Genomic DNA, 23,349 nt, shown 5'->3' with positions numbered 1-23,349 from the left:
CCGGATTCATGAGCGCAGCAGATAAAGGCTGGTGAACACGAACACCCAGACCACGTCGACAAAGGCCCAGTACATGCCGGTGATCTGCACCTGTCGAATGTAGCGATCGGGTTGCAGCCCCGCACGCGGTCGGCCGAGCATCCACAGCAGCACCAGCGCTGCGAGACCGATGAGCATGTGCAAGGCATGCAGGCCGGTCATCGCAAAATAGAAGTCGAAGAACAGATGCGCCTGCGCGGCATCCGGGCCGTCGTATTCGAAGGCCAGGCCCAGCAGCGGCATCAGTCCCTCGCTGTACTCGTGATGCCACTCGTACCCCTTGATCGCGAGAAAGCTGGCGCCCAGCGCGACGGTGACGGCAATCCAGCGGCGCGCGAGCTGGGGCGCGCCGGCATGCGCCATGCGCTCGGCCAGCGCCATGCTCAGTCCGCTGGTGAGCAGGATCACCGTGTTGGCGGTGGCCAGCGGCAGGTCCAGATGCCGGGCCGCGGCGGCAAAGGCATCGCCGTGCAGCCCCCGGTAGATCGCGAAGCCGCCGAACAGGCCGGCGAACAACAGCAGCTCCGTTGCCAGGAACAGCCACATGCCCATCAGCCCCGCCTCGCGCTGCTGCTCGGCATCCTCGAAATGGCTGGCGATGGTCGCGCCGTCAGACATAGTCATAGGGCCGTGTGGTCACCGTCGGCGTGTCGACAAAATTGTGCTTGGGCGGCGGCGAACTGGTCTGCCACTCCAGGCCGGTCGCATCCCAGGGGTTGTCGCCGGCCGGCTTGCCGCGCCACAGCGACCAGCCGAAATAAACCATCGGCAACAAGTAACCCACGGCCAGCACGCCGGCGCCCAGCGAGGACATCACATGCAATAGCTGAAACTCTTCGGGATAGGCGTGGTAACGCCGCGGCATACCCAGAAAACCGAGTAGGAACTGCGGGAAAAACGTCAGATTGAAGCCGATGAACAGCGCCAGCGCCGCGACGATGGACCAGGGCCCGGAATACATTCGCCCGGTGATCTTGGGCCACCAGAAATGCAGCCCGCCGAGATAGGCCGTGACCATGCCGCCGACCATGATGTAGTGGAAATGCGCGGTGACGAAGTAGGTGTCGTGCAGGTGAATGTCTACCGCCAGCGACGCCAGAATCACCCCGGTTAGCCCGCCGATGGTGAACAACCCCAGGAACGACAGCCCGTAGATCATCGGTGCGGTGAAACGGATGCGGCCGCCGTATAGCGTCGCCGTCCAGTTGAGTGTCTTGATTGCCGACGGCACGGCGACCAGAAAGGTGAAGAACGAGAACAGAATGCCCGCGTAGAGACTCTGCCCGGCCACGAACATGTGGTGGCCCCAGACGATGAAGCCGAACAGCGCGATGGCCATGATCGAGATCACCATGCCGGTGTATCCGAAGATGGGCCGCCGGGCGAAGCAGGTGATGATCTCGCTGACCACGCCCATGCCAGGCAGGATCATGATGTAGACCGCCGGGTGCGAGTAGAACCAGAACAGGTGCTGGAACAGCAGCGGATCGCCGCCCAGTTCGGGGTCGAAGATACCGATGCCCAGCACCCGCTCCAGCACGATTAGCAACAGCGCCATGCTCAGCACCGGCGTGGCCAGAATCATGATCAGGCTGGTCGCGTAGTTCGCCCAGCAGAACAGCGGCAGCCGCATCCAGGTCAGCCCCGGCGCGCGCATCTTGTGCGTGGTGACGATGAAATTCAGCCCGGTGAGAATCGACGAGAATCCGACCACGAACACACCCGAGGCGGCCAGCACCACGGCCGAGTTCGAGAACAGCGTCGAGTACGGGGTGTAGAAGGTCCAGCCGGTGTCCACCCCCCCGGCGATCACCGCTGTCATCGTGAACAGCCCGCCCAGCGTGAAGATGTACCAGGACAGCAGGTTCAGCTTAGGAAACGCCAGATCCCGCGCGCCCAGCATCAGCGGCAGCAGAAAATTGCCCATCGTTGCCGGGATGGACGGCACCAGAAAGAACCAGACCATGACGATGCCATGGGCGGAAAACAGCTTGTTGTAAGTGTCGGATTCGACCATCTCGCCGGCGGGGGTCAGCAGTTCCAGTCGGATCAGCAGGGCCGCCAGCCCGCCGATGAAGAAGAACACCGTGATGGTCGCGAAATACATCCACGCGATGCGCTTGTGATCCGTGGTCAGCAGCCAGGAGCGCAGCGTCCAGCCCTCGTTCAGATAATGCGTACCAGGCTCGCTCATCGGCGGGGCTCCACAGTCCAGTCACCAGGTTCCAGGGATTGCAGATAGGTCACGATCTGCAGGATTTCGTCTTCCGGGATCTGCCCCTGATAACTGGGCATGACGGGTTCATAGCCCGCGACGACATGTTTGTTGGGCAGCAGCAGGGAATCGCGCAGATAGGCCGCGTCGGCCAGCACGGTACCGCCGGCGGCCAGTGCCACGCGGCGCCCCGCCACGCCATCCAGACGCGGCGCAGGCACGGTCCCACGGCCGCGATGGCAGCCGCTGCAGCCATAGGCCGTGAACAGGCGCTCGCCCGCCTGCACCGGACCCTCGCCCTCGCCGTTCTTCTGCGCCCAGGCGGCATAGTCCTCGGGCGTCATCACGACGACCTTGCCACGCATGCGCGAATGGTCGGTGCCGCAGTATTCGGCGCAGAACAGGTGGTATTCCCCCGGCTTGCTGGCTTCGAACCAGGCCGTGGTATAGAGCCTGGGGACCGCATCGCGCTTGAGCCGGAAGGCCGGGATGTAGAAGCTGTGGATCACGTCCTGCGAGGTCATGCGCAGTCGAACCCGTTGCCCGGTGGGCACGTGCAGGGTGTTGATCTCGCGCGCGCCGTTGGGGTGCTGCAGCTTCCACATCCACTGCTTGGCGACGACGTTCACGGTGAGCATGTCACCGCCCGGATCGCGGTAGAGATAAAGGTAGAGCGTGCCGGCCCAGGCGAACAGCGCCAGAAAGGCCACCGTGAGCCCGGCCGCACCGCCCAGTTCGATACGCCGCCCCAGCGATTCGGCGATCGCCCCCGGCCGCGGCCGCCGGGAACCCGCCCGATAGCGCACGCTGAAACCGATGACCAGGGCGAACAGCGTCAACACCAGCGCAACGCAGACGGCGACGAGCACCCAGAACAGCAGATCGACCTGCGCCGCACTGGTCGCCGCCTGTTCCGGGTGCAGGGCCAGGCCCTGCTCCACCGTGTCGAGGTAACCCGCCTGCTCAGCCATGGACCACGCTCCGCTGAGCGCGGCGATGCAGCCACCAAACCAGCATCGCCAGCAACCCGAGGGTCAGCACGGCCGCGATTCTTAAGCCGCTCCAGATCGCCAGCGAATAGCTGCCGGACTCGGCGTTGTAGCGGAAACAGCGCAGCACGATCTGCTGGACGACCGACCCCAGCTGACCCTGGCTGGCGTCGATGAGCGCGCGCTCTAGATCATTAGGATCGGGCGACAAGCCGAACAGATACCGCGAGACCCGGCCATCGGGGGCGATCACGACCAGGCCAGCCGGATGAGCATAGCGATCCGCCTCGGCGTCATAGGCATAGCGAAAGCCCACCGCCTCGGCCAACCGGTCGATCGGCCCGGACGAGCCGGTGAGCAACGCCCAGGAACCCGCGCCATCGTCAAGGCCGGCGCGCAGCGCTCGCGCCTGCGCCGGGCCTTCGTCCGGGGCGATGCTCACGGCCGCAACCCGGTAGTCCCGACCCGGCATGAAGTCGACCCGCGCGGCGCTGCGGGCCAGCCCGTCGAGCACCATCGGGCACAGTTTCGGGCAATCGAACCAGCTCATCACCAGCACCAGTGGTTGGTCCCCGATGAGCGACTCGAACGGCAGCGGCTGGCCCGATTCATCGGCGAACACCAGCCCGCTCGGGATGCGATGCCCGATACGCTGCTCGTAGCGGGCGCTGTCCAGCGTGGCGTCTTGATGCGCGACATCGCCATGCGCCAGGAGCATGGCCGGCCAGGCCATCAGCGCCGTGAGCAGGCAGCGCCGGACCATCATGATCCGCCCTCCTCGCGCCACCCGGCTTGCGCGGTCCGCTGCATGGCCTCGCGAATCGGGATATGTGCGATCCCGGCGTCGCGATCGACCCAGCCAATGCTGTTCAACTCGGTTTGCCAGCGCCGCTCCAGCGCCTGCATGTCGGCCCGCGGATCAGCCTGCAAGACCGGGCCGGGTACTGGCTCATCCGCAGCACCGAAGGGCGATTCCGGCCCCGCATCCACCGCCCACAGGCTCAGCATGATGCCGGTCACGGTGGCGATGCCCAGCAGCAGAAAAACGACCATGGCCAGCGCCAGCCGTGCCGGCAAGCGCGGGTCGACATCCTGCATCTCATAGCCAGGCTGCGAATTCATGTGCTATCCCGGCCAAGTCGGTGACTCACGATGGCCCCCTGACCGCCGCCCAGGGCCAGCAGGCTTGCAGGCAGCAGCCACAGCAAATGCGACGACAGCTCGTCGAACGCGGGCAAGATCCACCAGGCCGCCTGCAAGACGGTACCGAGCAGCACCAGCACAGCCGTGGCGCGCAGCACCCGACCACTGCGCCGCCCGCGGCCGGTGAGCAGCAGGCAGAACGGCAGGCCGACCAGCAGCACAAACACCAGCCAGCTCACGGCTCGCCACAGCGGCGTGCTGCGATGCAGATACCAGCCGATCTCATGCGGCAGATTGCCGGACCAGACGATGATGTACTGCGCAAAGGCGAGAAATGCCCAGCCCAGCAGCACAGCCAGCCACAGCGCGGCGACATCGGCGCGGGCAGCCGCCCTGCGTCCGTCGTCCAGCAGCATGACCAACGCCGCGGCCACGCCGACGGCGGTGACCAGCAGCCATAGGCCGAAGATGTCCGTGTAGAAACTCGGCTCCAGCGACAGCACCCAGTCGAAGCCGAAAAAGGTCACCGAATACAGCAAGCCGATCAGCGTCAGTACACAGGCCAGCGGCCGGACCTGGCGCAGCAGCAGCGCCCATAGCATCGCGAGCCACAGCACTGCATAAACCACCCAGCGCAGCAGAAAGAACGGCAGGTTCAGATACAGCGTCTTGGCCTGCACCACCTCCGGCAAGGATTCGAGCGGGGCTCGCCAGGCGAACAACCCGTCGACCGCCCATAGCAGCGGCAGCATCGCGAGCAGCACCAGCGGCAGGCTCCAGGCCAGCGCCTGCCAGCGCGGGGCCGTGGCGTCGCCCCAGCGGCCACCGGTCAGGCCGTGGGTCGCCAGCGCACCCAGGGCGCCCAATGGACCCAGCAGCAGGCAGAGCACGGCAACCAACCAGGCCTGGGCCAGCGCCAGGCGGTCGACCCGCAGCCCGAGCAGGCAGGCGACGACGCCGACCGCGGCCAGCAGCGCCGGTCCGCGCGGCATCACGGCAAGGCCTCCAATTGCCGGCGCTCGGCGTCGCTCAGGTTGGCGATCGGCACATGCTGAGCGCGTTGCAAGGCCTGCACATAGGCGGCGATCGCCCAGCGTGGGCCAGGTGGCACGCGGTCGGCGTAGGACACCATGACGCCATGCCCATGGGTGATCACGTCGACGACTCGCCGCGCCGGGATCGATCGCAGGGCATCGGCGTTCAGATCGGGTGGCGCGGGAAATCCGCGCTGCACAACCATGCCGTCGCCGCGCCCGCTGCGGCCATGACAGGGCGAACAGAATGCGTTGAAGGCGTGGCGACCCTGCCCCAGCAAGGCCAGGCTCATTGCCGGCCGCGGCGGCAGGGTCTCGCGGTCACGGGCCACCGTGCCGGCCGGCGGTGTTCTCGCAGATTGCTTCCCCGGCCACTCGGTAGCCGCTTCGTAGGTCTCGTACTTCGGCTGATCCTCCATATCCGGCTGCGCACAGGCGCTGAGCGCCGGCAGCGCCAGCCAGATCAGGTAACGACTCACCGGCCTCATGCCGGCACCTCGGCCACGATGCGCGCGCCGGCGGCTTCCAGCGCCTGGTGCACGGCCGGCTCGTCACCGGCCTGGGGGTCATCGGCCGCCAGCAGCAGAAAAAAACCGTCGTCGCTGGCATCGGCGAAATCCGGCACGTTGAAGGCCGGATGGTAAGGCTGCGGCAGATGATTGCCCGCGAGCATGCCGATGATCGCGGCCAACACGGTGCCCAGCAGCCCCATGGCGAAGGTGACCAGCGCAAACGGTGCCCAGTGCCCGAACGGCTTGCCTCCGACCACGAAGGGATAGTCGATCACCGCGGAGTACCACTGCATCGCGAACGCCGCGCCGGCCGCGCCCAGCGCAACCAGCAGAATCACCGGGCCGGACCACCGGCTGCGGTGCCCCAGCGCCTCGGCCAGACCCTCGATCGGATACGGCGAGAACACTTGGAGCCGCGTCCACCCCTGCGCCCGCAGCTGCTGCACGGCAGCGCTCAATGCGCCCTCATCCGGCAATCGAGCGAGCCAGCCCATGGGCTTAGCCATCACGCCCTCGATCGGCAATCTGCGCCCGCATGTCATGCATGGAAATCATCGGCATCAGCCGCACGAACAGCAGTAGCAACAAGCCGAACAAACCCAGCGACCCGGCGTAGATCGCCCAGTCCCAGCCCGTGGGCCAGACCGTGTCCCAGTTCGACGGCATGTAGTCGGCATGCGTGGACGTGAACACGATCTGGAAACGCTCCAGCCACATGCCCAGATTGGTGGTGATGCCCAGGGCCAGCATCGCCAGCGGTGAGCGGCGGACGCGCCGGAACCACAGCAGTTGGGTGAGCCCGACGTTGCACAGAATCATGCCCCACCAGGCCGGCGCGTAAGGGCCCGTCCAGCGATCCAGATACACGTAGCGGTACTCCACCTCGCCCGAGTACCAGGCCGCGAACATCTCCTGCGTGTAGGCGTAGTTCACGATGACGACAAAGATCAGCATCATCCGGCCGAGGTAGTCGAGATGCTGGCGGGTGACCAGATCCTCCAGCGCGAACATCCAGCGCAGTACCACGGCCAGAATTGCGACCGTGGCAAAGCCGGAGAGCAGCGCGCCCGCGACGAAATACGGCGGGAAAATGGTGAAGTGGAAGCCGGGCACGATGGACACGGCCAGATCCAGCGAAATGATGCCCGTTACCGCCACGACGATCGGCGCCGCCACAGCCGCCATGGTCTTGGTCGCCCGCTCGTAGCGCGCCCAGTGCAGCGCATCGCCGCGCCAGCCCAGCGCCAGCACGCCATAGAACAGGCGCGTGGCCCGTGCACTGGCCCGGTCTCGCAGGCTGGCCAGATCCGGCAACAGGCTCAGGTACAGAAAACTGCTGGTGAACAGCAGATAGGTCGCGATCGCGAAAAAGTCCCAGACCAGCGGACTGCGCCACTGCGGCCAAAGCCCCATGTCGTTGGGATAGGGCAGCAGGTAGTACCAGAACCAGGGCCGGCCCAGATGCAGCACCGGATAAAGCCCGGCGCAGACGATGGCGAACATGGCCATGGCCTCGGCGAAGCGGTTGATCGACGCCCGCCAGCGCTGGCGGGTGAGCAGCAGCACGGCCGAGATCAGCGTGCCGGCGTGGGCGATGCCAATCCACCAGATGGTGTTGGTGATCGGCAGCCCCCAGGCGACCGGGATGTTCAGCCCGAAGATGCCGACCCCGGTCGCGAACAAATGGCTCAGGCCGATGACGAACACCAGCGTGAGCAGCGCGCAGACCACCACGCCCACACGCCATGACCGCGGTGGCCGTCGTTCCAGCACCAGCGCGCTGACACGCTGCGTGAGCCCGCCGTGGGTCAGCTGGTCCGGCATCAGCGGTTCGCGCTCGCTCATGCCGGTGACTCACTGTCGTCTTGGCTGTGGCCATCGTCGTCGCCATGGCCGTCGCCATTGGCCAGCGTTGGTGCCGGGTTGCGCAGACTCGCCAGATACGTCGTGCGCGGGCGGGTGTTCAGGTGCGTCAACAGGCCGTAGTCGCGCGGCTGGGCCTTGGCGCGGCTGACCGCGCTGTCCGGATCGGCGACATCTCCGAAGTGAATCGCCTGCGTCGGGCAGGCCTGCTGGCAGGCCGTGACCACATCGCCATCGGCCAGCGGGAGATCGCTGATATCGGCCTCGATCTCGGCGCTGCGGATGCGCTGCACGCAGTAGGTGCACTTCTCCATGACGCCACGCGAGCGCACGGTCACGTCCGGATTATTGGCCGCGGCCGGCGTCGCCAGTGCCGCCTGATTGCTGTAGTCGAACCAGTTGAAACGGCGCACCTTGTAGGGGCAGTTCTGCGAGCAGTAGCGCGTGCCCACGCAGCGGTTGTAGACCATCTCGTTCAGGCCGTCGCTGGAATGCTGTGTCGCCTCCACCGGACACACGTATTCGCAGGGCGCGTTCTCGCAGTGCATGCAGGGCACGGGCTGAAAGGCCATACGCGGCGCATCCGGCTCGCCTTCGTAGTAGCGGTCGATGCGTATCCAGTGCATCTCGTGCCCGCGGGCGACTTCGTCGGCGCCCACCACCGGGATGTTGTTCTCGGCCTGGCAGGCCGTCACGCAGGCGTTGCAGCCGATGCAGGTGTTCAGATCAATGCTCATGCCCCATTGCGGCAATGCCGATCGGGCGCGCGGTGACGGCTCGGGATACAGCGATTTGTCGGGAGGCGGCTCCTGCGCGAAGCCGGGGTCTTGTCGATAGGTCGCGACATCTGCGGACCTGATCAGCTCGCGGCCTTCCATCAGGTGGTGGTTCTGGGTCAGGGCCAGCGGCTCGGCGGCGCCGGTGCGCCTGATGGCCGCAGCGCCGGTGAACCACGGCGCGGCCGCGCGTCGCAGTCGCGCCGCATTCACGCCGACACCATTGCCGACACGGCCGGCGGCGGTGCGGCCATGGCCCAGGGTCAGGCTCAGGGCGTCCGGCGGATGCCCGGGGACGATGAGCACCGGCGACTCCAGCGCGCGCTCACCCAGCGACAGCCGCACCACGTCGCCGTCGGCCAGTTCCAGGCGCGCAGCCGTGGCCGGCGCGATCTGCACGGCATTGCCCCAGGTCTGCTTGGTCATCGGCGCCGGCAGCTCCTGCAGCCAGCCGTTGTTGGCATGACGACCGTCGAAGACCGTGGGGTGCAGCCGGAACTGCAGCAACAAGCCATCGCGGTCCGGTGTCGGCTCCGGTAGCCGCTCGGCCCAGTCCGCCAGCGGCCGCGCCGACACGAAGTCCGGCCGCGCCTCGGCGACGACACCGGCGGTCAGCCAACGCTGCCAGGCCGCGTCGAACCCGCCGGATAGTGCTGCGGTGTCTCGCCAGTAATCGCTGAGCAGGCCGCGTGCCTCGCGCTCCTGCCCGGTGTCCAGCAGCGCGAGCATCTGCAGCGCGGTTCGCCCCTGATACATGGGCTCGATCAGCGGCTGGATCAGGCCGACGCTGCCGTCATGCGCACACGCATCACCCCAGGATTCCAGATCATGCGTCGCCGGCACATGCCAGTGGCACAGCCGCGCCGTCTCATCGACATACGGCCCCCAGTGCAGGCGAAACGGGACTGTCCGGAACGTCTCGGAAAAATCCAGATCACCCGGCGCGTCGTACACCGGATTGGCGTCGAGCAGGATCAGCGAGTCAACAGTCTGGTCCGCGATGGCCTTGTTCAGGTTCTGCAGCGGCTCGGTGACGAGGCCATCGGGTTCGCGCAGGCGCAGGCTGCGGCCCAGCGCGCCGAGCCGCGCATTCATCGCCAGGGCCAGCGCATGCACCGCCGGCGACTGCTGCGCACCGGCGATGATCACCGGCCGCTGCGCCGCGGCGAGATCGGTCGCGGCAGCCTTGATCCATCCCGCGGCCCGGCCAGCCGAGGAGGCCGGCAAGCCCGTGGCCGGGACCTCCAGCCCCAAGGCCTGCGCCAAGCTCCTCGCCAGCGCATCGATCCCGTCTGCGGCCACGGCAAGACGATGGTCTGCCGCCGCGCCGGTCACTGTGGGCGCGGCTTCGGCGACAAACAGCCGGTTCATCGCCGCACCGGCTGCGCCGGCCCGGCGACCCGCGGCGAAATGGCGGGCATGCGCCAGAAAACCGGGTTCGCTGGCGAGCAGGTCGGCGTCCAGGCTGATGATGACGTCGGCGTCCGACAGGTCGTGAACGGGTTGCAGAGGCCGCCCGAATAGCTGGTCGGCGCCCTGCATCGCCTGGCGCCGGCCATCGGCGTCATGACCGAACCAGCGCGCGGCTGGCCAGCGTGCCCGCAATGCCCGCAGCCGCGCCTGTTCGCTGGGCGAGTTGCGATCACCCAGCACGAAGGCCAGCCCCTCGCCGCCCGTCCGGTCCCAGTGTTTGCGCCGTGGCAGCAATGCGTCCAGCAATGCGCCAGTGGTAGAGACCTGGTCGCGAAAACGCGGCGTGCGGGAGCGATCCGGATCGTACAACCCCAGTAAGGCCGCCTGGGTCCAGCTGTCGCAGGCGCCGAGGGTGGCCGGGTGATCGGGATTGCCTTCCAGCTTCACCGGCCGCCCTTCCAGGGTCTTGGCGATCACGCCGTGGGCATGCCCATTGACGAACAGGCTGGTGGCGTAGTGCCGGGCGCGGCCCGGGGTCTGCCCGTCCGGAATATTCACGTAGGGCACGATCTCTTCGGCCGGGCGGCTGCAAGCGCCCAGACCTGCCAGCGCGAGACCGGCCGCCATCAGTTTGAGTACGCCGCGGCGGTCGACGCTTTGCTCCCACAGCGGGGCGAGCCGGGGGAACTCCTCGCGTAGCAGCTCGCCGAACCCCTCCCTGCCGGCCAGCTCGTCCAGGCTGCGCCAGTAGCGTGGCCCGCTTCCGGATACCGCCAGCGAGGCTTGCAGCTCCTCCAGGGACAGCACCCGGCTCATCGGTGACACACCGAACAGTCGCTGAGGCGATCGACCTGAATGCCGTAGCGCTCCAGCAACGCATGGCTGTCGACGGCTGCGGCGTCGAAGCCCATGGCCGTGATCGCCTGCTCGGGCCGCAGGTTCGGCCCCGGGTTGCGATGGCAATCCAGGCACCAGCTCATCGTCAGCGGCTGGACCTGCCGGGCCAACGGCATGCGATCCACCCGACCATGACAGGACTCGCAGCCCACGCCGTTGTTCACATGCGCCGCATGATTGAAATAGACGTAATCGGCCAGGTCATGCACGCGGTTCCAGCGCAGCGGCTCGTCGCGCTCCAGGCTCTTGCGGACCGGTTCCAGCATCTGCGCGTGGGTCCAAAGCTGGGAATGGCAGCTCATGCAGGTCGAGGTCGGCGGTACGCCGGCCACGGCAGAGCGATCCACGTCGGCATGGCAGTAGCGGCAGTCGATACCCAGTTCGGCCACATGGTGCTGGTGGCTGAACGGCACGGGCTGCTGCAGGGTTTCACCCACGCCGGTCACGAATGCGGAATTCGCGTAGAGGATCACCGCTGTCGCAGTCCCGGCCACGACGACGACCATGAACGCGCCGAACACGACCACCAGCGCATTGCTGCGCGGGCGGAAGACCTGGGCTGATGGCCGCGATTTCAATCGGCGCGGCCTCGGGATGGATGCGCGACGAGGCAACCGGCGACGTCACCTGCCGCGGCCCGGACGCCATGCGGCAGCCTAGTCGTCGGGCACGTTGCGGCGCAGTTCGTCCAGCCAGATTCGTGCCTCGGAATCGCTGGGGGCACGCCAATCGCCGCGCGGCGAGAGCGAACCACCCGAGCCGACTTTCGGCCCGTTGGGCATCGCCGATCGCTTGAACTGGGAATTGCCGAAAAAGCGCTGGAGAAAGACCTCCAGCCAATGCCGGATCTCGCCCAGGGAGTACGCCCGGCGCTTGGCGTCGGGGAAGTCCGCCGGCCACTCGCCGGCCTCCACATCGCCCCAGACGCTGTGACTGAGAAACGCCACCTTGCTCGGCGGAAACCCGAAGCGGGTGACGTAATAGATATTGAAATCCTGCAACTCGTACGGACCAATCTTCGCCTCCGTGCTCTGACTGGGCCCCTCGGATTGGTCCGATTCCCCCGGTACAAGTTCCGGAGAAATTTCCGTGTCGACGATGGCCTGCAGAATCTCGCCGGCCGTGGCGTCGAGTTGCCCGGAGGCGATCACCCAGCGAATCAGATGCTGGATCAGCGTCTTGGGCACGCTGGCATTGACGTGGTAATGCGACATCTGGTCGCCCCCACCAGAGGTGCACCAGCCCAGGGCCAGCTCCGACAAATCGCCTGTACCCAGCACCAGCGCGCCATGGTGATTGGCGAGGCGAAACAGATGTGACGTGCGCTGCCCGGCCTGGACGTTTTCGTAGGTCACGTCGTAAACCGGCTCGCCGCGCGCGGCCGGATGGCCCAGGTCTTCCAGCATCTGCCGACAGGTCGGCCGGATGTCGATCTCCTCGGCGGTGATGCCCAGGGCGTCCATCAACGCCCAGGCGTTGGATTTGGTCGTGTCGCTGGTGGCGAAACCCGGTAGCGTGTAACCAAGGATGTGACTGCGCGGCAGCCCCAAGCGGTCCATGGCCCGCGCGGCGACAATGAGGGCATGGGTCGAATCCAGACCGCCAGACACGCCGATCACCAGCTTGTCGATGCCGGTCGCCTGCAGCCGCTTGATCAAGCCGTGCACCTGGATGTTGTAGGCCTCGAAACAGCGCTCGTCGCGCCTGGCGGGGTCGGCCGGTACAAAGGGAAACCGCGGCACATCGCGCAGCAGGGCATAACGACCGCCAGGCAGCGCGAAATCAAAGGCCACGCGCCGCATCGCCCGTACCTTGTCGCGGTGATCGCCAACACCGTCGTTGAAGCTGGTCAGGCGCATGCGGTCCTGCGCCAGGCGCTCCAGATCGACATCGGTGACGATGATCTGCTCGTCATCCGCAAAGCGTTCGGATTCGGCCAGCAGGTCGTTGTTCTCGTAGATCAGCGCGTAGCCGTCCCAGGCCAGATCGGTCGTGGACTCCCCGGCGCCAGCCGCGGAATAAAGGTAGGCCGCCACGCATTTCCCGGACTGCGAGGCACAGAGATCGCGGCGGAATTCAGCCTTGCCGATGGTGATGTTGCTCGCCGACAGATTCGCCAGCACGGTGGCCCCAGCCAGCGCGGCGTAAGTGCTGGGCGGCACGGGCGACCAGAGGTCTTCGCAGATCTCCACGTGCAGCGAGAAGTTGTCGACGGTCACCGCGTCGAAGACCAGATCGTTGCCGAACGGCACCTCCTCGCCCAGCAGCCGCTGGGTCTGGCCCACCGCATCACGGGCGGCGGTGAACTGCCGCTTTTCGTAGAACTCACGGTAGTTCGGCAGGTAGCTCTTGGGCACGACGCCCAGGATGCGGCCGCGATGGACCACGACCGCGCAGTTGAACAGCTTGCCCTCGAAGCGCAGCGGCGCGCCCACCAGCAACATCGGCGTCAGATCCACACTGGCCTCAACCACCGCCTCGACTGCGGCCAGCACGGCATCCAGCAGCGCCTCCTGCTGGAACAGGTCGTCGTTGGTGTAGGCGGACAGCCCCAGTTCGGGGAACAGCGCCACCGCCGCGCCCTGATCCGAGGCCTGCCGCGCCAGCGCAATCGTGCGCTCGGTGTTGAAGACGGTGTCGGCCACCCGGACATGCGGCACGCACACGGCCGCGCGCAAATAACCGTGGGCATAGATGTTGTGAAAGGCAGAAGTCATGGCTGCTTTGATCGGCAACGCGGGAGCATGTTCCGCGGGCCGCGTGCAACTCGGCCGGCGCTGGCTTGTCGGAACCGACATGAACGATCGCGCCGAGCATCCGCAAGTCCGCACCTGCGTCGAGCCCGAACGCACCGCGTTGATCCTGATCGACGTGATCAACGACATGCAGGTCGATGGCGAATCCGAGCGCTTCGCCCGGGACGCACTGGACGCGGCGCATCGAATCAAGGCCTTGAAATCTCAGGCCAAGGCGGCCTGCATACCGGTGATCTACGCCAACGACAATTTCGGTCAGTGGCGCTCCGATTTTGCCGGGGTGATCCGCCATTGCACGGCGGACGACGCACCGGGTAAGCCGGTTTCCGAACTGCTGCATCCCGAAGACGACGACTACTTTGTACTCAAGCCGCGGCACTCCGGCTTCTTCGGCACCACGCTGCAAATCCTGCTCCGGCATCTGGACCGCGACACCCTGATCCTGGCGGGCTTCGCCGCCGACGTCTGCGTGCTGTTCACGGCGCACGATGCCTACATGCGGGAGTTTGGCCTGTTCGTGCCCTGCGACTGCGTGGCCAGTGTCGATGCCGAAGCGAATGAACGCGCGCTGACGCTGATGAGCCGGGTGGTCAAGGCCGACATCCGCCCCTCCGACGAACTGAAATTCGAGGCGGTTTCAGGCGGTCCGCCCACCGGATTCTCGTAACCGCGGCCCGGTCCGGGGAACTCCTGGGGCCGAAGCCGTTCAGAACAGACTGAACATCGCTCCACGACGCACGGATGCGTCAGGAACCAAAGGATTGGTGACGTCCGGCGACGTGAGCCCCCGTCAGGGAGCCTCGCATGACGCAGTTGGATCGACGAAAATTTCTTAAAGGCAGCGCTGCGGTCGCGGCTGCGACCGGGGCCGCGACGCTGGCCCGGGGCGCCGCACCGACACCGCTGGCCGCGCCGAGCAAGATCGGCCCCGGCGGCGACTACCAGTGGCAGGTACTGAATGCCGATGACGCGGCCATTCTCGCTGCCGCCGCCGACCGCATCATCCCCGAAGACGAGCTAAGTCCGGCGGCAAGCGCACTGGGTATCCCCGAGTTCATCGACCGCCAGCTGGCCGGCCTTTCGGCAGCGGCGCGCGGTGGTACATGCAAGGCCCGTTTTCCAACGGCGTCCCCAGCCAGGGCTATCAGTCACGCCGACCGCCGGCCGAACTGATGCGTGACGGGCTGCGGGCGCTGGACCGGCGCGCGCAGCAGGATCACGGCAAGCGATTCGCACAGCTGGCGACCGATCAACAAGACGACCTGCTCACCGGCGTGGATGACGGCGTCCGATCGCTGGACGGCATCGACAGCGTGGTCTTCTTCAACCTGCTGCTGCGCATGAGCAAGGAAGGCTTTCTGTCCGATCCCATGTACGGCGGAAATCGCGACATGGCGGGCTGGACGATGCTGGGCTTCCCCGGCGCGCGCGGCAATTTCTACACCTGGCCCGAGCGCAGTGATCAGCCTTACCCCTACCCGCCCGTCTCGATACACGGAGTTTGAGCATGGCGATCAAGAAAAAGCCCGTCGATGTCGTCTGCATCGGTTTCGGCATGACCAGCTCCATCGCCGCCCAGGAACTCACCGAAGACGGCCTGGAGGTCGTGGCGCTGGAGCGCGGCCCATGGCGCAACACCGATCCCGACTTCGCCTATCCGCAGATCATGGATGAGCTGAAATACGGCATTCGCCATGAACTGCAACAGGATTTGTCGCAATCCACGCTGACCTTCCGCAACAAGCGTGACCAGACCGCGCTGCCCATGCGCCACCTCGGCTCCTTTCTGCTCGGCACCGGCGTGGGCGGCGCGATGGTTCACTGGAACGGCCAGACCTGGCGTGGCATGCCGGACGACTTCCGCTATCGATCCTGGGCCATCGAACGCTACGGCGAGGATTTTCTCCCCGATGACATGACCATCCAGGACTGGGGCATCAGCTACGAGGAGCTGGAGCAGCATTACCTGCGCTTCGAGCGCCTTTGCGGCATTTCCGGTCAGGCCGGTTCGGTGAATGGCGAATTCCAGGAAGGCGGCAACCCCTTCGCCGGCGACCGCAGCGCCCCGTTTCCGCTGCCCCCGCTCAAGCGGGTGAACGCCACCAACATCTTTGATGACGCCGCGAAAAAGGCCGGCATGCACCCGTTTCCGGTGCCGGCGGCCAATGCCTCGGCGCCGTATACCAACCTTTATGGCGTGCGCATGGGCGGCTGCACCTTCTGCGGCTTTTGCGAGCGCTTCGGCTGCTACAACAATTCCAAGGCCTCGCCGCAGGCCTGCATCCATCCGGTGCTCATGCCCAAGCCGAACTTTGAACTACGCACCGGCTGCCAGGTGACCCACATCCTGCTGGCCGACGACGGCAAGCGCGCCACCGGCGTGCGCTATGTGGACCCGGACGGCCAGATCGTCGAACAACCGGCGGATCTGGTGATCTGCGGCGCCTACGCGGTGCACAACGTGCAACTGCTGCTCAATTCCGGCATCGGCGAGCCGTACAACCCGGAGACCGGCAGCGGCAACGTGGGGCGCAACTACGCCTACCAGACCATGGGCTCGGTGGATGTCTATTTCGACGACGAGATCATGAATCCCTTCGTCGGTGCCGGCGCGCTGGGCCAGGCCGTCTTTGACTGGCAGACGGCGGCCTTCGACCACAGCGAGCATGGCTTTCTCGGCGGCGCCTATCTGGTGACCTGGCAGACCGGCGGCCGGCCGATTAACCAGACCCGCACGCCCGAGGCCGCCGGCAAGTGGGGCGGCCAGTGGAAACAGGCGCTGGCCAAGTCCTACAACTCCAGCCTGTCGATCAGCAGCCATGGCTCGTCGATGGCCTACAAGGACTGTTATCTGGATCTCGACCCCACCTACAAGGACGCCTTCGGCCAGCCGCTGCTGCGCATGACCTTCGACTTCCACGACAACGATCTGAAGATGTCGGAGTTCACGACCAACAAGGCCGAGAAAATTGCCCAGGCCATGTCGCCCACACCCCGGCTGATCGAAAAGAACCTGCGCAAGGGCCCCTACGACATCGTGCCCTACCAGACCACGCACAACACCGGCGGCGCGATCATGGGCGACGACCCCGCCACCAGCGTGGTCAACAAGTACATGCAGGTCTGGGATGTGCCCAACCTGTTCGTGCCCGGCGCCAGCGCCTTTCCGCAGAACTTCGGCGTCAATCCCACCAGTACCCTGGGCGCGCTGACCTATTTCATGATCGACGGCATACGCAGCCGGTATCTCGATGCGCCCGGCCTGCTGGTCTAGCGCCATGGGTCAGCACACCCTTTCATGGATGACTGCGCTGCTGGTCCTGCTCCTGGCGGGTGCGGCGACTTCGGCATTGGCCCAGCAGTACAGCCAGGCCGAACCGGTCGAGCTGGCGGTGTCGGCCGAGGCGCTGGACTCGGCAGACGGCGACACCATTCGCCGCGGTGCCTATCTCGCGCGGGCGGCCGACTGCACCGCCTGCCACACCGCATCGGACGGCCCGCCCTACGCCGGTGGCTTCGCCTTCGAAACGCCGTTCGGAACGCTTTATTCGTCGAACATCACGCCGGATGCGGAACACGGCATCGGCGACTGGACGCAGGCGGAATTCACCACCGCATTGCGCCAGGGCGTCGGCAAGGACGGCAAACACCTTTATCCGGCCATGCCGTACACGGCCTACACGCATCTAAGCGATGAGGACGTCGAGGCGCTGTGGACCTATTTCCAGCATGTCGAGCCGCAGGCTGTCCCGAACAAGCGTAATGAACTGATGTGGCCATTCAGCTGGCGGGCCGCCATGTGGGGATGGAACCTGCTGTTCCTCGATGACGGCCGGTTCGAGCCGGATCCGCAGCAGTCCGACCGCTGGAACCGAGGGGCCTATCTGGTGACGGGGCCAGGCCATTGCGGCAGTTGCCACACACCCCGCAACCTGGCCATGGCGCGCAAGACCGACCAGGCCTTCATGGGTCACAGCATCCAGGGCTGGCACGCACCACGTCTGCCCGCCGGCGAAGGCACTAGCGACGCTCCGGGCCTGGCCGACTGGCCGGAAAACGAGATCGTCCAGTTCCTGCAAACCGGGGCCGCGTCACGCAGCGCCGCAACCGGAACGATGAAGGAAGCCATCCACGACAGCTTGCAATACCTCACCGAAGACGACCTGCGGGCCATCGCAACCTATCTGAAATCGCTGCGTTACGAGGACGGCGAGACTGTGATCGCGACCGCCCCGACGGGCGACAACAGCGGCCTGTCGCCGTCGGTTGCCTCGCGACCGGCTCAATCCGGCACAGCGCAGGCCATCCGGATCGGCAAGATGCCACCGCCCGCCGTGCCGATCGGCGACGGCCATGGTGGCGTCACCGCCGGCGAACGCCTGTTCATGGACAACTGTCAGGCCTGTCACCTGCAGGGCCAGGGCATGCCCGGCGCGTTTCCGGCACTGGTTAACAACTCCGCCACCGCACAGGACGACCCGTCAAACCTGATCAAGGTGATTCTGCAGGGTGCCCAGGGTGTGCAGACGCAGCAAGATCCGACCGTTTTGACCATGCCTGATTTCGCCTGGCGGCTGAACGATAAACAGGTCGCCACGCTGGCGAGCTATGTCCGCGAACGCTTTGGCGAACGCGCCCCCGAACGGGCGCAGGTGTCACCGGAGCAGGTGGCCGAGCTGCGCGAACAGGTTCATCCCCCCGAGCCGGATGCCGGGCATTGAGCCCGGTGTTCGCACGACACAGGAGAGCGCAATGCCACAAGCATGGAGCGACAAGGACGAACGGCAATACGAGCACGTCAAGCAGAGCGAACTCGACCGGGGCCGTTCCGCGGACGAGGCGAAGTCCATCGCCGCACGCACCGTCAACAGCCAGCGCCGCGAAGAAAACCGGACCCCGAACAAGAACACCCAGGGCACCGGCAACCCCAATACCTCACTGGAATCCCGATCGGTGGACGAGCTGAGCAACCGGGCCGCTGAACTGAACATCGAGGGCCGCAGCCAGATGAACAAGGATGAGCTGATCAAGGCCATTCGGAGCCGCCAGTCCAACCAGTGACGGCCGCCCTGCTCTACGGCCTGCTGGCCAGCGCCGCGTTTCCGCTGGGCGTGGCGCTGGGGTTGCTGGTCCACATCCCACGCCGCCTGCTGGCCGCCGTGATCGCCTTCGGCGCCGGCACGCTGGTAGTGGCGCTGACCTTCGAGTTGATGGCCGAAGCTGTCGAGACCGGCTCGGTGGGCTATGCCCTGCTGGGCCTGTTCGCCGGCACTCTGCTCTATATCGGACTGGATCAGCTGCTGGACCGCGCCGCCGACGAAAGTCCGCGGCTGCAAGGCAACGACCCGCAGGACGTGATGCCCCAGGCCGCGCGGATTCCGGAATCACGCCAGCAGGCCGGCATCAGCGGCATGGCCGTACTCATGGGCACGGTGCTCGACGGCATTCCCGAAAACGCGGCCATCGGCATGGGGCTGGCGGCCGAGAGCGGCCCCGGCCTGGGGCTGGTGCTGCTCGGCGCGGTGTTCCTGTCCAACCTGCCTGGGGCCATCGCCAGCACGGTGGGCATGCGCCAGTCCGGCCGCTCGGCCACCTACATCATCGTGGCCTGGTCGCTGGTCGGCATCGCCTGCACGGCCTCCTGCGTGCTCGGCTACGTCCTGCTGGCCGATATTCCCGCCGCCGGCGAAAGCTTTCTGCTGGCCCTGGCGGCCGGCGGCATTCTCGCAATGCTGGCCGACACCATGTTCCCCGAAGCCTTTGAACAGGGAGGCCCCTGGGTCGCCCTGGCCACCTCGGCCGGTTTCGCCTGCGCCATTCTGCTCGCGGAACTGGCCTGACCCCTCCGCCATTCCCACTCCCTGGAGTACACAACATGAGCGACGCCATCACCCACAACCCCAACACCGGCGAAGAACTCGCCCGCTATCCGCAGATGAGCGATGAGCAAATGCAAGCGGCGATCGACCGCTGCCACGAGGCCTTCGAGCAATGGAAGCTGGTCTCGCTAGAAGATCGGGCCGACATCATCCGCAAGATCGGCGAGGGCCTGGCCGCCAATCAGGACAAGCTGGCCGATCTGATGACCACCGAGATGGGCAAGCTGCGGTCACAGGGGATGGAAGAGGTCGAGCTTTGTGCCGGCATCTGCCAGTGGACGGCCGAGCACGCGCCCGCACAACTCGCCACCGAACGCCGCGAGCTGCAAAGTGGCGAGTACGGCCTGGTCGCCTACGAGCCAATCGGCGTCATCTACGGCATCCAGCCCTGGAATTTCCCGTGCTATCAGGTGGTGCGCTACTCCATCGCCAATCTGATGGCGGGCAACGGCGTGCTGCTCAAGCACGCCGAATCGGTCACCGGCAGTGCGCTGGAACTGCAGCGGATCTATCGCGAAGCCGGATTGCCCGAGCACCTGTTCACGGTGCTGGTCATCGATCACGACCAGTCGGATGCCGTGATCGCCCATAACAAGGTGCGTGGCGTGACGCTCACCGGCAGTCCGTCGGCCGGACGCATCATCGGCGAGCAGGCGGGCAAGGCCCTGAAGAAAACGGTGCTGGAACTCGGCTCCAACGACGCCTATCTGGTGCTGGAGGACGCCGATCTGGACCGGGCCGTGCAGATGTGCGTCATGGGCCGGGTCTACAACAATGGCGAGACCTGCGTGGCTGCAAAGCGTTTCATCGTCACCGACGCCGTTTACGATCAGTTCAAGGACAGGTTCGTCCAGGCCATGCAGTCGCTGAAGAGCGGTGACCCGATGGCGGACGACACGGATGTCGGTCCCATGGCCCGCCAAGACCTGCGCGATGACCTGCACGACCAGGTGCGCAAGAGCGTGGACGCCGGCGCCACCGTGCTATGCGGCGGTGAGAAACCAGACGGTCCCGGCTATTTCTACCCGGCGACGGTGCTGGAAAACGTGGAGCCCGGCCAACCGGCCTACGACGACGAACTGTTTGGTCCCGTCGCCTCGTTGATCCGCGCCAAGGACAGCGACGATGCCATGCGCATTGCCAACGACAGCCGCTTCGGCCTCGGCGGCGGCATCTTCAGCGCCGACACCGACCGCGCCATCGAACTGGCCACCAAGCACTTCGACACCGGCATGGTCTTCGTCAACGGCTTCGGCCTGGCTCAGCCCAACATGCCCTTTGGTGGCGTCAAGAATTCAGGCTACGGCCGCGAACATGGCGGCTTTGGTGTCCGTGAATTCGTCAACGCCAAGGCGGTGATGGTCATGGCGGCCTGAGGCCGCGGCAGGCATCAGAGGGTCGCAAGCAAGCGGTTCGTGATTGCGACAGAATAGCCGGCCTGTCCGATCACAGCCTGCGATCAGGCTACGACCCTCATGATGCAACTTCCAATACCGGCGCGATCCTGGCTTTTTGCGCCAGGCGACAGCGAGCGCAAGATGCACAAGGCGGCGGCAAGCGACGCCGATATCGTGATCTTCGACCTGGAGGACGCGGTGACCGAGCAGGCGAAGCCGCTGGCGCGCGAACAGATACCAGCGCTGCTCCAGGCTCATGCCGATGACCTGGCGCGGCTCTGGGTGCGCATCAACCCGCTGGAGGGGTCGCACGCCCTGGCCGACCTGGCCGCGGTGATGCCTGGTCGGCCCGGCGGCATCATGCTCCCCAAATCCTGCGGGCCGGGAGATATCGAACGCCTGGATCACTATCTGTCAGCCCTGGAGGCCGCCCATGGCATTGAGTCCGGCTCCACGGCGATCATTGCGCTGGTGACGGAAACCGCCGCCGGCATGTTCACGACCGGACAGTACCGCGGGGCTCCACGGCTCGTGGCCATGAGTTGGGGCGCCGAAGACCTGGCCGATGACGTCGGCGCCAGCGAGAACCGCGACTCGGATGGCCGCTATGGCTTCACCTACGAACTCGCGCGCAGCCTGTGCCTGCTTGGGGCCACCGCCGCGGGCGTCGTAGCCGTGGAAACGATTCATGGCGATTTTCGCGACCTCGACGGGCTACGAGAACGGGCAATCCAGGTTCGACGCGCCGGCTTTGGCGGCATGCTCGCCATTCACCCGGCGCAGGTGGACGTGATCAACCAAGCCTTTACGCCGAATGCGGACGAAGTGGCTGCCGCCCAGGAGATCGTCGATCTGTTCGCGGCAAACCCCGAGGCCGGCACCATCGGCCATCGAGGCAGCATGCTCGACCGGCCGCATCTGGCACGCGCTCAAACCTTGCTGAAGCTGGCCGCACGTACATGACGGCAACGAGCCACGCGACCGATCTCGACCTGACCCGCTATCTGCGTCCCGGCGACCACATCATCTGGGGTCAAGCCTGTGGCGAGCCGAGCACGCTGATCGAAACGTTGATTGCCCAGGCCGAGGCGGTCGGCGAGCTATCAGCCTTTGCGGCTACCAGTTTTTCCGGCGTGCTCACGATCGCGGCAGCGGATCGCATCGGGTTGTCCAGCATGGGAGCGATGGGCGCCCTGCGCGCCCTGAGCAAGGTACAGCGGCTCAAGATCATTCCCTGCCACGTCGGCCAGGTGGCGCCCATGATCGAGCAGGGGCTGATCGGCTGCGATGTGGCTTTTGTGCAAGTGAGCCCGCCCGACGCGAACGGGAATCACAGCTATGGACTGATCAACGACTTTACTCAAGCTGCCGTGGCGAAAGCCCGGGTGGTGATTGCCGAGGTCAATGATCAGGTGCCATTCACGCACTGCGACGCACTGCTACCTGCATCGAAGATTGATTGTGCCGTGCAGGTCTCACGCCCCCCGGTCGAGGTGCAGGCCGCCCCAGTCACCGAAACGGACCAGGCCATCGCGACAATGCTGGCCGCATACATCGAAGATGGCAGCGTTCTGCAGGTCGGAATCGGCGCGGTCCCGGATGCCACCTTGCGCCTGCTGACCGACCGTCGCGACCTCGGCGTGCATTCCGGCATGATCGGCGACGGCCTGGTCGATTTGGTCGAGGCTGGTGTGGTGACCAACGCCCGCAAGTCCGTCGATGCGGGCGTATCCATCACCGGCGCACTGATCGGTACGCGCCGCTTGTTCGCGTTCGCCGACCGCAATCCCCAGTTGGGTATGCGTCGCGCAGGCTACACCCACGATGCCGCCGTGCTCGCCCAACTGGATCAGTTGGTGACGATCAACTCGGCCGTCGAGGTCGACCTGACCGGCCAGGTCAACGCAGAGCAAAGCGGTGACCGCTACTTCGGCGGCACCGGCGGTCAAGTCGATTATGTCCGCGCCGGTGCGCGCTCGCCGGGTGGACGGTCGATCATCGCCCTGCCCGCGACCGCCAAGGGCGGCCGCCTCAGCCGCATCACCGCCCGGCTGTCAGGGCCTGTGACCACCGCCCGCAGCGAGGTGGATGTCATCGTCACCGAATTCGGCGCGGCCGAACTCAAGGGGCAAAACCTGGCCGAGCGCACTCGACGCCTGATCACGATCGCCCATCCGGATTTTCGCGAGGCGCTGGAGCGCGACGCTCACGTCATTCAACGGCGGGGGTACTGAAAACGCCGTTGCCTGGAGCACCGGCCACGTGCCCGAAGCAAGCTCCCAGGCTGGGCCCGTCGAGCCGTCAATGGTTACCCGACGCTGGGTCAAAGCGCGTTCGCCAAACGCTCCCGGATGATGCCGTCCGCTTCGGTCATGATCCGATCGATCAGTTCCTGACACGTCGGAATGTCGTTGATCAGGCCGGCGACCATGCCGC

General features: G+C 66.0%; 22 protein-coding genes. 10 read left to right on the top strand and 12 right to left on the bottom strand.

The genetic code is table 11. The features are described from left to right. Positions 1-6: 6 nt before the first annotated feature. From ACE1EY_RS01810 to ACE1EY_RS01755, 12 genes are all read right to left on the bottom strand, one after another. Positions 7-663 (bottom strand): cytochrome c oxidase subunit 3, encoded by a 657-nt coding sequence (locus ACE1EY_RS01810; protein WP_373928028.1) that lies wholly within the window; start codon positions 661-663, stop codon positions 7-9. Then, on the bottom strand, positions 650-2,233 hold the full coding sequence (locus ACE1EY_RS01805) for a cbb3-type cytochrome c oxidase subunit I (RefSeq protein ID WP_291513566.1): 1,584 nt from the start codon (positions 2,231-2,233) through the stop codon (positions 650-652). Before ACE1EY_RS01805 ends, ACE1EY_RS01810 begins: the two co-directional genes overlap by 14 nt. Then, positions 2,230-3,225 carry a cytochrome c oxidase subunit II gene (gene coxB / locus ACE1EY_RS01800; RefSeq protein ID WP_370299311.1) on the bottom strand — a complete coding sequence of 332 codons (996 nt, stop codon included), beginning with the start codon at positions 3,223-3,225 and terminating at the stop codon, positions 2,230-2,232. The genes ACE1EY_RS01805 and coxB overlap by 4 nt, the downstream gene beginning before the upstream one ends. Next, a complete protein-coding gene (locus tag ACE1EY_RS01795) occupies positions 3,218-4,009 on the bottom strand; it encodes an SCO family protein (RefSeq protein WP_370299310.1) in 792 nt (263 codons plus the stop codon). Before ACE1EY_RS01795 ends, coxB begins: the two co-directional genes overlap by 8 nt. Next, positions 4,006-4,365, bottom strand: a complete 360-nt coding sequence (locus ACE1EY_RS01790) for a hypothetical protein (protein ID WP_370299309.1) — start codon at positions 4,363-4,365, stop codon at positions 4,006-4,008. The genes ACE1EY_RS01795 and ACE1EY_RS01790 overlap by 4 nt, the downstream gene beginning before the upstream one ends. After that, on the bottom strand, positions 4,362-5,381 hold the full coding sequence (locus ACE1EY_RS01785; RefSeq protein ID WP_373928027.1) for a hypothetical protein: 1,020 nt from the start codon (positions 5,379-5,381) through the stop codon (positions 4,362-4,364). Before ACE1EY_RS01785 ends, ACE1EY_RS01790 begins: the two co-directional genes overlap by 4 nt. Then, positions 5,378-5,908: a cytochrome c gene (locus tag ACE1EY_RS01780; protein ID WP_370299307.1), complete on the bottom strand. Its 531-nt coding sequence runs from the start codon at positions 5,906-5,908 to the stop codon at positions 5,378-5,380. Before ACE1EY_RS01780 ends, ACE1EY_RS01785 begins: the two co-directional genes overlap by 4 nt. Beyond that, on the bottom strand, positions 5,905-6,438 hold the full coding sequence (locus tag ACE1EY_RS01775) for a DUF3341 domain-containing protein (protein WP_291513560.1): 534 nt from the start codon (positions 6,436-6,438) through the stop codon (positions 5,905-5,907). Before ACE1EY_RS01775 ends, ACE1EY_RS01780 begins: the two co-directional genes overlap by 4 nt. Next, a complete protein-coding gene (gene nrfD, locus ACE1EY_RS01770; RefSeq protein ID WP_370299306.1) occupies positions 6,431-7,777 on the bottom strand; it encodes an NrfD/PsrC family molybdoenzyme membrane anchor subunit in 1,347 nt (448 codons plus the stop codon). Before nrfD ends, ACE1EY_RS01775 begins: the two co-directional genes overlap by 8 nt. Beyond that, positions 7,774-10,800 (bottom strand): TAT-variant-translocated molybdopterin oxidoreductase, encoded by a 3,027-nt coding sequence (locus tag ACE1EY_RS01765; RefSeq protein ID WP_370299305.1) that lies wholly within the window; start codon positions 10,798-10,800, stop codon positions 7,774-7,776. Before ACE1EY_RS01765 ends, nrfD begins: the two co-directional genes overlap by 4 nt. Beyond that, positions 10,797-11,459 (bottom strand): cytochrome c3 family protein, encoded by a 663-nt coding sequence (locus ACE1EY_RS01760; RefSeq protein WP_291513557.1) that lies wholly within the window; start codon positions 11,457-11,459, stop codon positions 10,797-10,799. The genes ACE1EY_RS01765 and ACE1EY_RS01760 overlap by 4 nt, the downstream gene beginning before the upstream one ends. Before the next feature lie 78 nt (positions 11,460-11,537). Further along, positions 11,538-13,598 (bottom strand): NAD(+) synthase, encoded by a 2,061-nt coding sequence (locus tag ACE1EY_RS01755; RefSeq protein WP_370299304.1) that lies wholly within the window; start codon positions 13,596-13,598, stop codon positions 11,538-11,540. Between the two features lie 79 nt (positions 13,599-13,677). Between ACE1EY_RS01755 and ACE1EY_RS01750 the strand changes: the two genes are divergently transcribed. From ACE1EY_RS01750 to ACE1EY_RS01705, 10 genes are all read left to right on the top strand, one after another. Beyond that, complete coding sequence (locus ACE1EY_RS01750; protein WP_373928026.1) at positions 13,678-14,304, top strand: cysteine hydrolase family protein; 627 nt, start codon at positions 13,678-13,680, stop codon at positions 14,302-14,304. A gap of 137 nt (positions 14,305-14,441) precedes the next feature. Further along, entirely contained in the window at positions 14,442-14,810 is a 369-nt protein-coding gene (locus tag ACE1EY_RS01745; protein WP_370299302.1) for a gluconate 2-dehydrogenase subunit 3 family protein, read from the top strand. Next, positions 14,810-15,142 (top strand): gluconate 2-dehydrogenase subunit 3 family protein, encoded by a 333-nt coding sequence (locus ACE1EY_RS01740; protein ID WP_370299301.1) that lies wholly within the window; start codon positions 14,810-14,812, stop codon positions 15,140-15,142. Before ACE1EY_RS01745 ends, ACE1EY_RS01740 begins: the two co-directional genes overlap by 1 nt. A 2-nt stretch (positions 15,143-15,144) precedes the next feature. Next, positions 15,145-16,911 carry a GMC family oxidoreductase gene (locus ACE1EY_RS01735; protein WP_370299300.1) on the top strand — a complete coding sequence of 589 codons (1,767 nt, stop codon included), beginning with the start codon at positions 15,145-15,147 and terminating at the stop codon, positions 16,909-16,911. A gap of 4 nt (positions 16,912-16,915) precedes the next feature. Continuing rightward, a complete protein-coding gene (locus ACE1EY_RS01730) occupies positions 16,916-18,358 on the top strand; it encodes a c-type cytochrome (protein WP_373928025.1) in 1,443 nt (480 codons plus the stop codon). A gap of 31 nt (positions 18,359-18,389) precedes the next feature. Continuing rightward, positions 18,390-18,698, top strand: coding sequence for a Rho termination factor N-terminal domain-containing protein (locus tag ACE1EY_RS01725; RefSeq protein ID WP_291513551.1), 309 nt, complete (start codon positions 18,390-18,392; stop codon positions 18,696-18,698). Continuing rightward, positions 18,695-19,477, top strand: a complete 783-nt coding sequence (locus ACE1EY_RS01720; RefSeq protein WP_370299298.1) for a ZIP family metal transporter — start codon at positions 18,695-18,697, stop codon at positions 19,475-19,477. The genes ACE1EY_RS01725 and ACE1EY_RS01720 overlap by 4 nt, the downstream gene beginning before the upstream one ends. A 35-nt stretch (positions 19,478-19,512) precedes the next feature. Next, positions 19,513-20,892, top strand: a complete 1,380-nt coding sequence (locus tag ACE1EY_RS01715; RefSeq protein WP_370299297.1) for an NAD-dependent succinate-semialdehyde dehydrogenase — start codon at positions 19,513-19,515, stop codon at positions 20,890-20,892. 99 nt (positions 20,893-20,991) lie between these two features. Next, entirely contained in the window at positions 20,992-21,876 is an 885-nt protein-coding gene (locus ACE1EY_RS01710; RefSeq protein ID WP_370299296.1) for a CoA ester lyase, read from the top strand. Beyond that, positions 21,873-23,147 (top strand): acetyl-CoA hydrolase/transferase family protein, encoded by a 1,275-nt coding sequence (locus ACE1EY_RS01705; protein ID WP_370299295.1) that lies wholly within the window; start codon positions 21,873-21,875, stop codon positions 23,145-23,147. The genes ACE1EY_RS01710 and ACE1EY_RS01705 overlap by 4 nt, the downstream gene beginning before the upstream one ends. The last annotated feature ends 202 nt before the right edge of the window (positions 23,148-23,349 follow it).

Source organism: Abyssibacter sp. (assembly GCF_964229365.1).
Classification (GTDB): Bacteria; Pseudomonadota; Gammaproteobacteria; order Nevskiales; family OUC007; genus Abyssibacter.
This window is presented reverse-complemented; position numbering and strand designations above follow the sequence as displayed.

Excerpts from the sequence above, each read along its gene's own strand:
- ACE1EY_RS01735 (WP_370299300.1), top strand. The coding sequence starts at position 15,145 with ATGGCGATCAAGAAAAAGCCCGTCGATGTCGTCTGCATCGGTTTCGGC.
- ACE1EY_RS01795 (WP_370299310.1), bottom strand. The coding sequence starts at position 4,009 with ATGATGGTCCGGCGCTGCCTGCTCACGGCGCTGATGGCCTGGCCGGCC.
- coxB (WP_370299311.1), bottom strand. The coding sequence starts at position 3,225 with ATGGCTGAGCAGGCGGGTTACCTCGACACGGTGGAGCAGGGCCTGGCC.
- ACE1EY_RS01715 (WP_370299297.1), top strand. The coding sequence starts at position 19,513 with ATGAGCGACGCCATCACCCACAACCCCAACACCGGCGAAGAACTCGCC.
- ACE1EY_RS01710 (WP_370299296.1), top strand. The coding sequence starts at position 20,992 with ATGATGCAACTTCCAATACCGGCGCGATCCTGGCTTTTTGCGCCAGGC.
- ACE1EY_RS01755 (WP_370299304.1), bottom strand. The coding sequence starts at position 13,598 with ATGACTTCTGCCTTTCACAACATCTATGCCCACGGTTATTTGCGCGCG.
- ACE1EY_RS01740 (WP_370299301.1), top strand. The coding sequence starts at position 14,810 with ATGCGTGACGGGCTGCGGGCGCTGGACCGGCGCGCGCAGCAGGATCAC.
- ACE1EY_RS01705 (WP_370299295.1), top strand. The coding sequence starts at position 21,873 with ATGACGGCAACGAGCCACGCGACCGATCTCGACCTGACCCGCTATCTG.
- ACE1EY_RS01805 (WP_291513566.1), bottom strand. The coding sequence starts at position 2,233 with ATGAGCGAGCCTGGTACGCATTATCTGAACGAGGGCTGGACGCTGCGC.
- ACE1EY_RS01810 (WP_373928028.1), bottom strand. The coding sequence starts at position 663 with ATGACTATGTCTGACGGCGCGACCATCGCCAGCCATTTCGAGGATGCC.
- ACE1EY_RS01765 (WP_370299305.1), bottom strand. The coding sequence starts at position 10,800 with ATGAGCCGGGTGCTGTCCCTGGAGGAGCTGCAAGCCTCGCTGGCGGTA.
- ACE1EY_RS01750 (WP_373928026.1), top strand. The coding sequence starts at position 13,678 with ATGAACGATCGCGCCGAGCATCCGCAAGTCCGCACCTGCGTCGAGCCC.
- ACE1EY_RS01780 (WP_370299307.1), bottom strand. The coding sequence starts at position 5,908 with ATGAGGCCGGTGAGTCGTTACCTGATCTGGCTGGCGCTGCCGGCGCTC.
- ACE1EY_RS01790 (WP_370299309.1), bottom strand. The coding sequence starts at position 4,365 with ATGAATTCGCAGCCTGGCTATGAGATGCAGGATGTCGACCCGCGCTTG.
- nrfD (WP_370299306.1), bottom strand. The coding sequence starts at position 7,777 with ATGAGCGAGCGCGAACCGCTGATGCCGGACCAGCTGACCCACGGCGGG.
- ACE1EY_RS01745 (WP_370299302.1), top strand. The coding sequence starts at position 14,442 with ATGACGCAGTTGGATCGACGAAAATTTCTTAAAGGCAGCGCTGCGGTC.
- ACE1EY_RS01775 (WP_291513560.1), bottom strand. The coding sequence starts at position 6,438 with ATGGCTAAGCCCATGGGCTGGCTCGCTCGATTGCCGGATGAGGGCGCA.
- ACE1EY_RS01730 (WP_373928025.1), top strand. The coding sequence starts at position 16,916 with ATGGGTCAGCACACCCTTTCATGGATGACTGCGCTGCTGGTCCTGCTC.
- ACE1EY_RS01725 (WP_291513551.1), top strand. The coding sequence starts at position 18,390 with ATGCCACAAGCATGGAGCGACAAGGACGAACGGCAATACGAGCACGTC.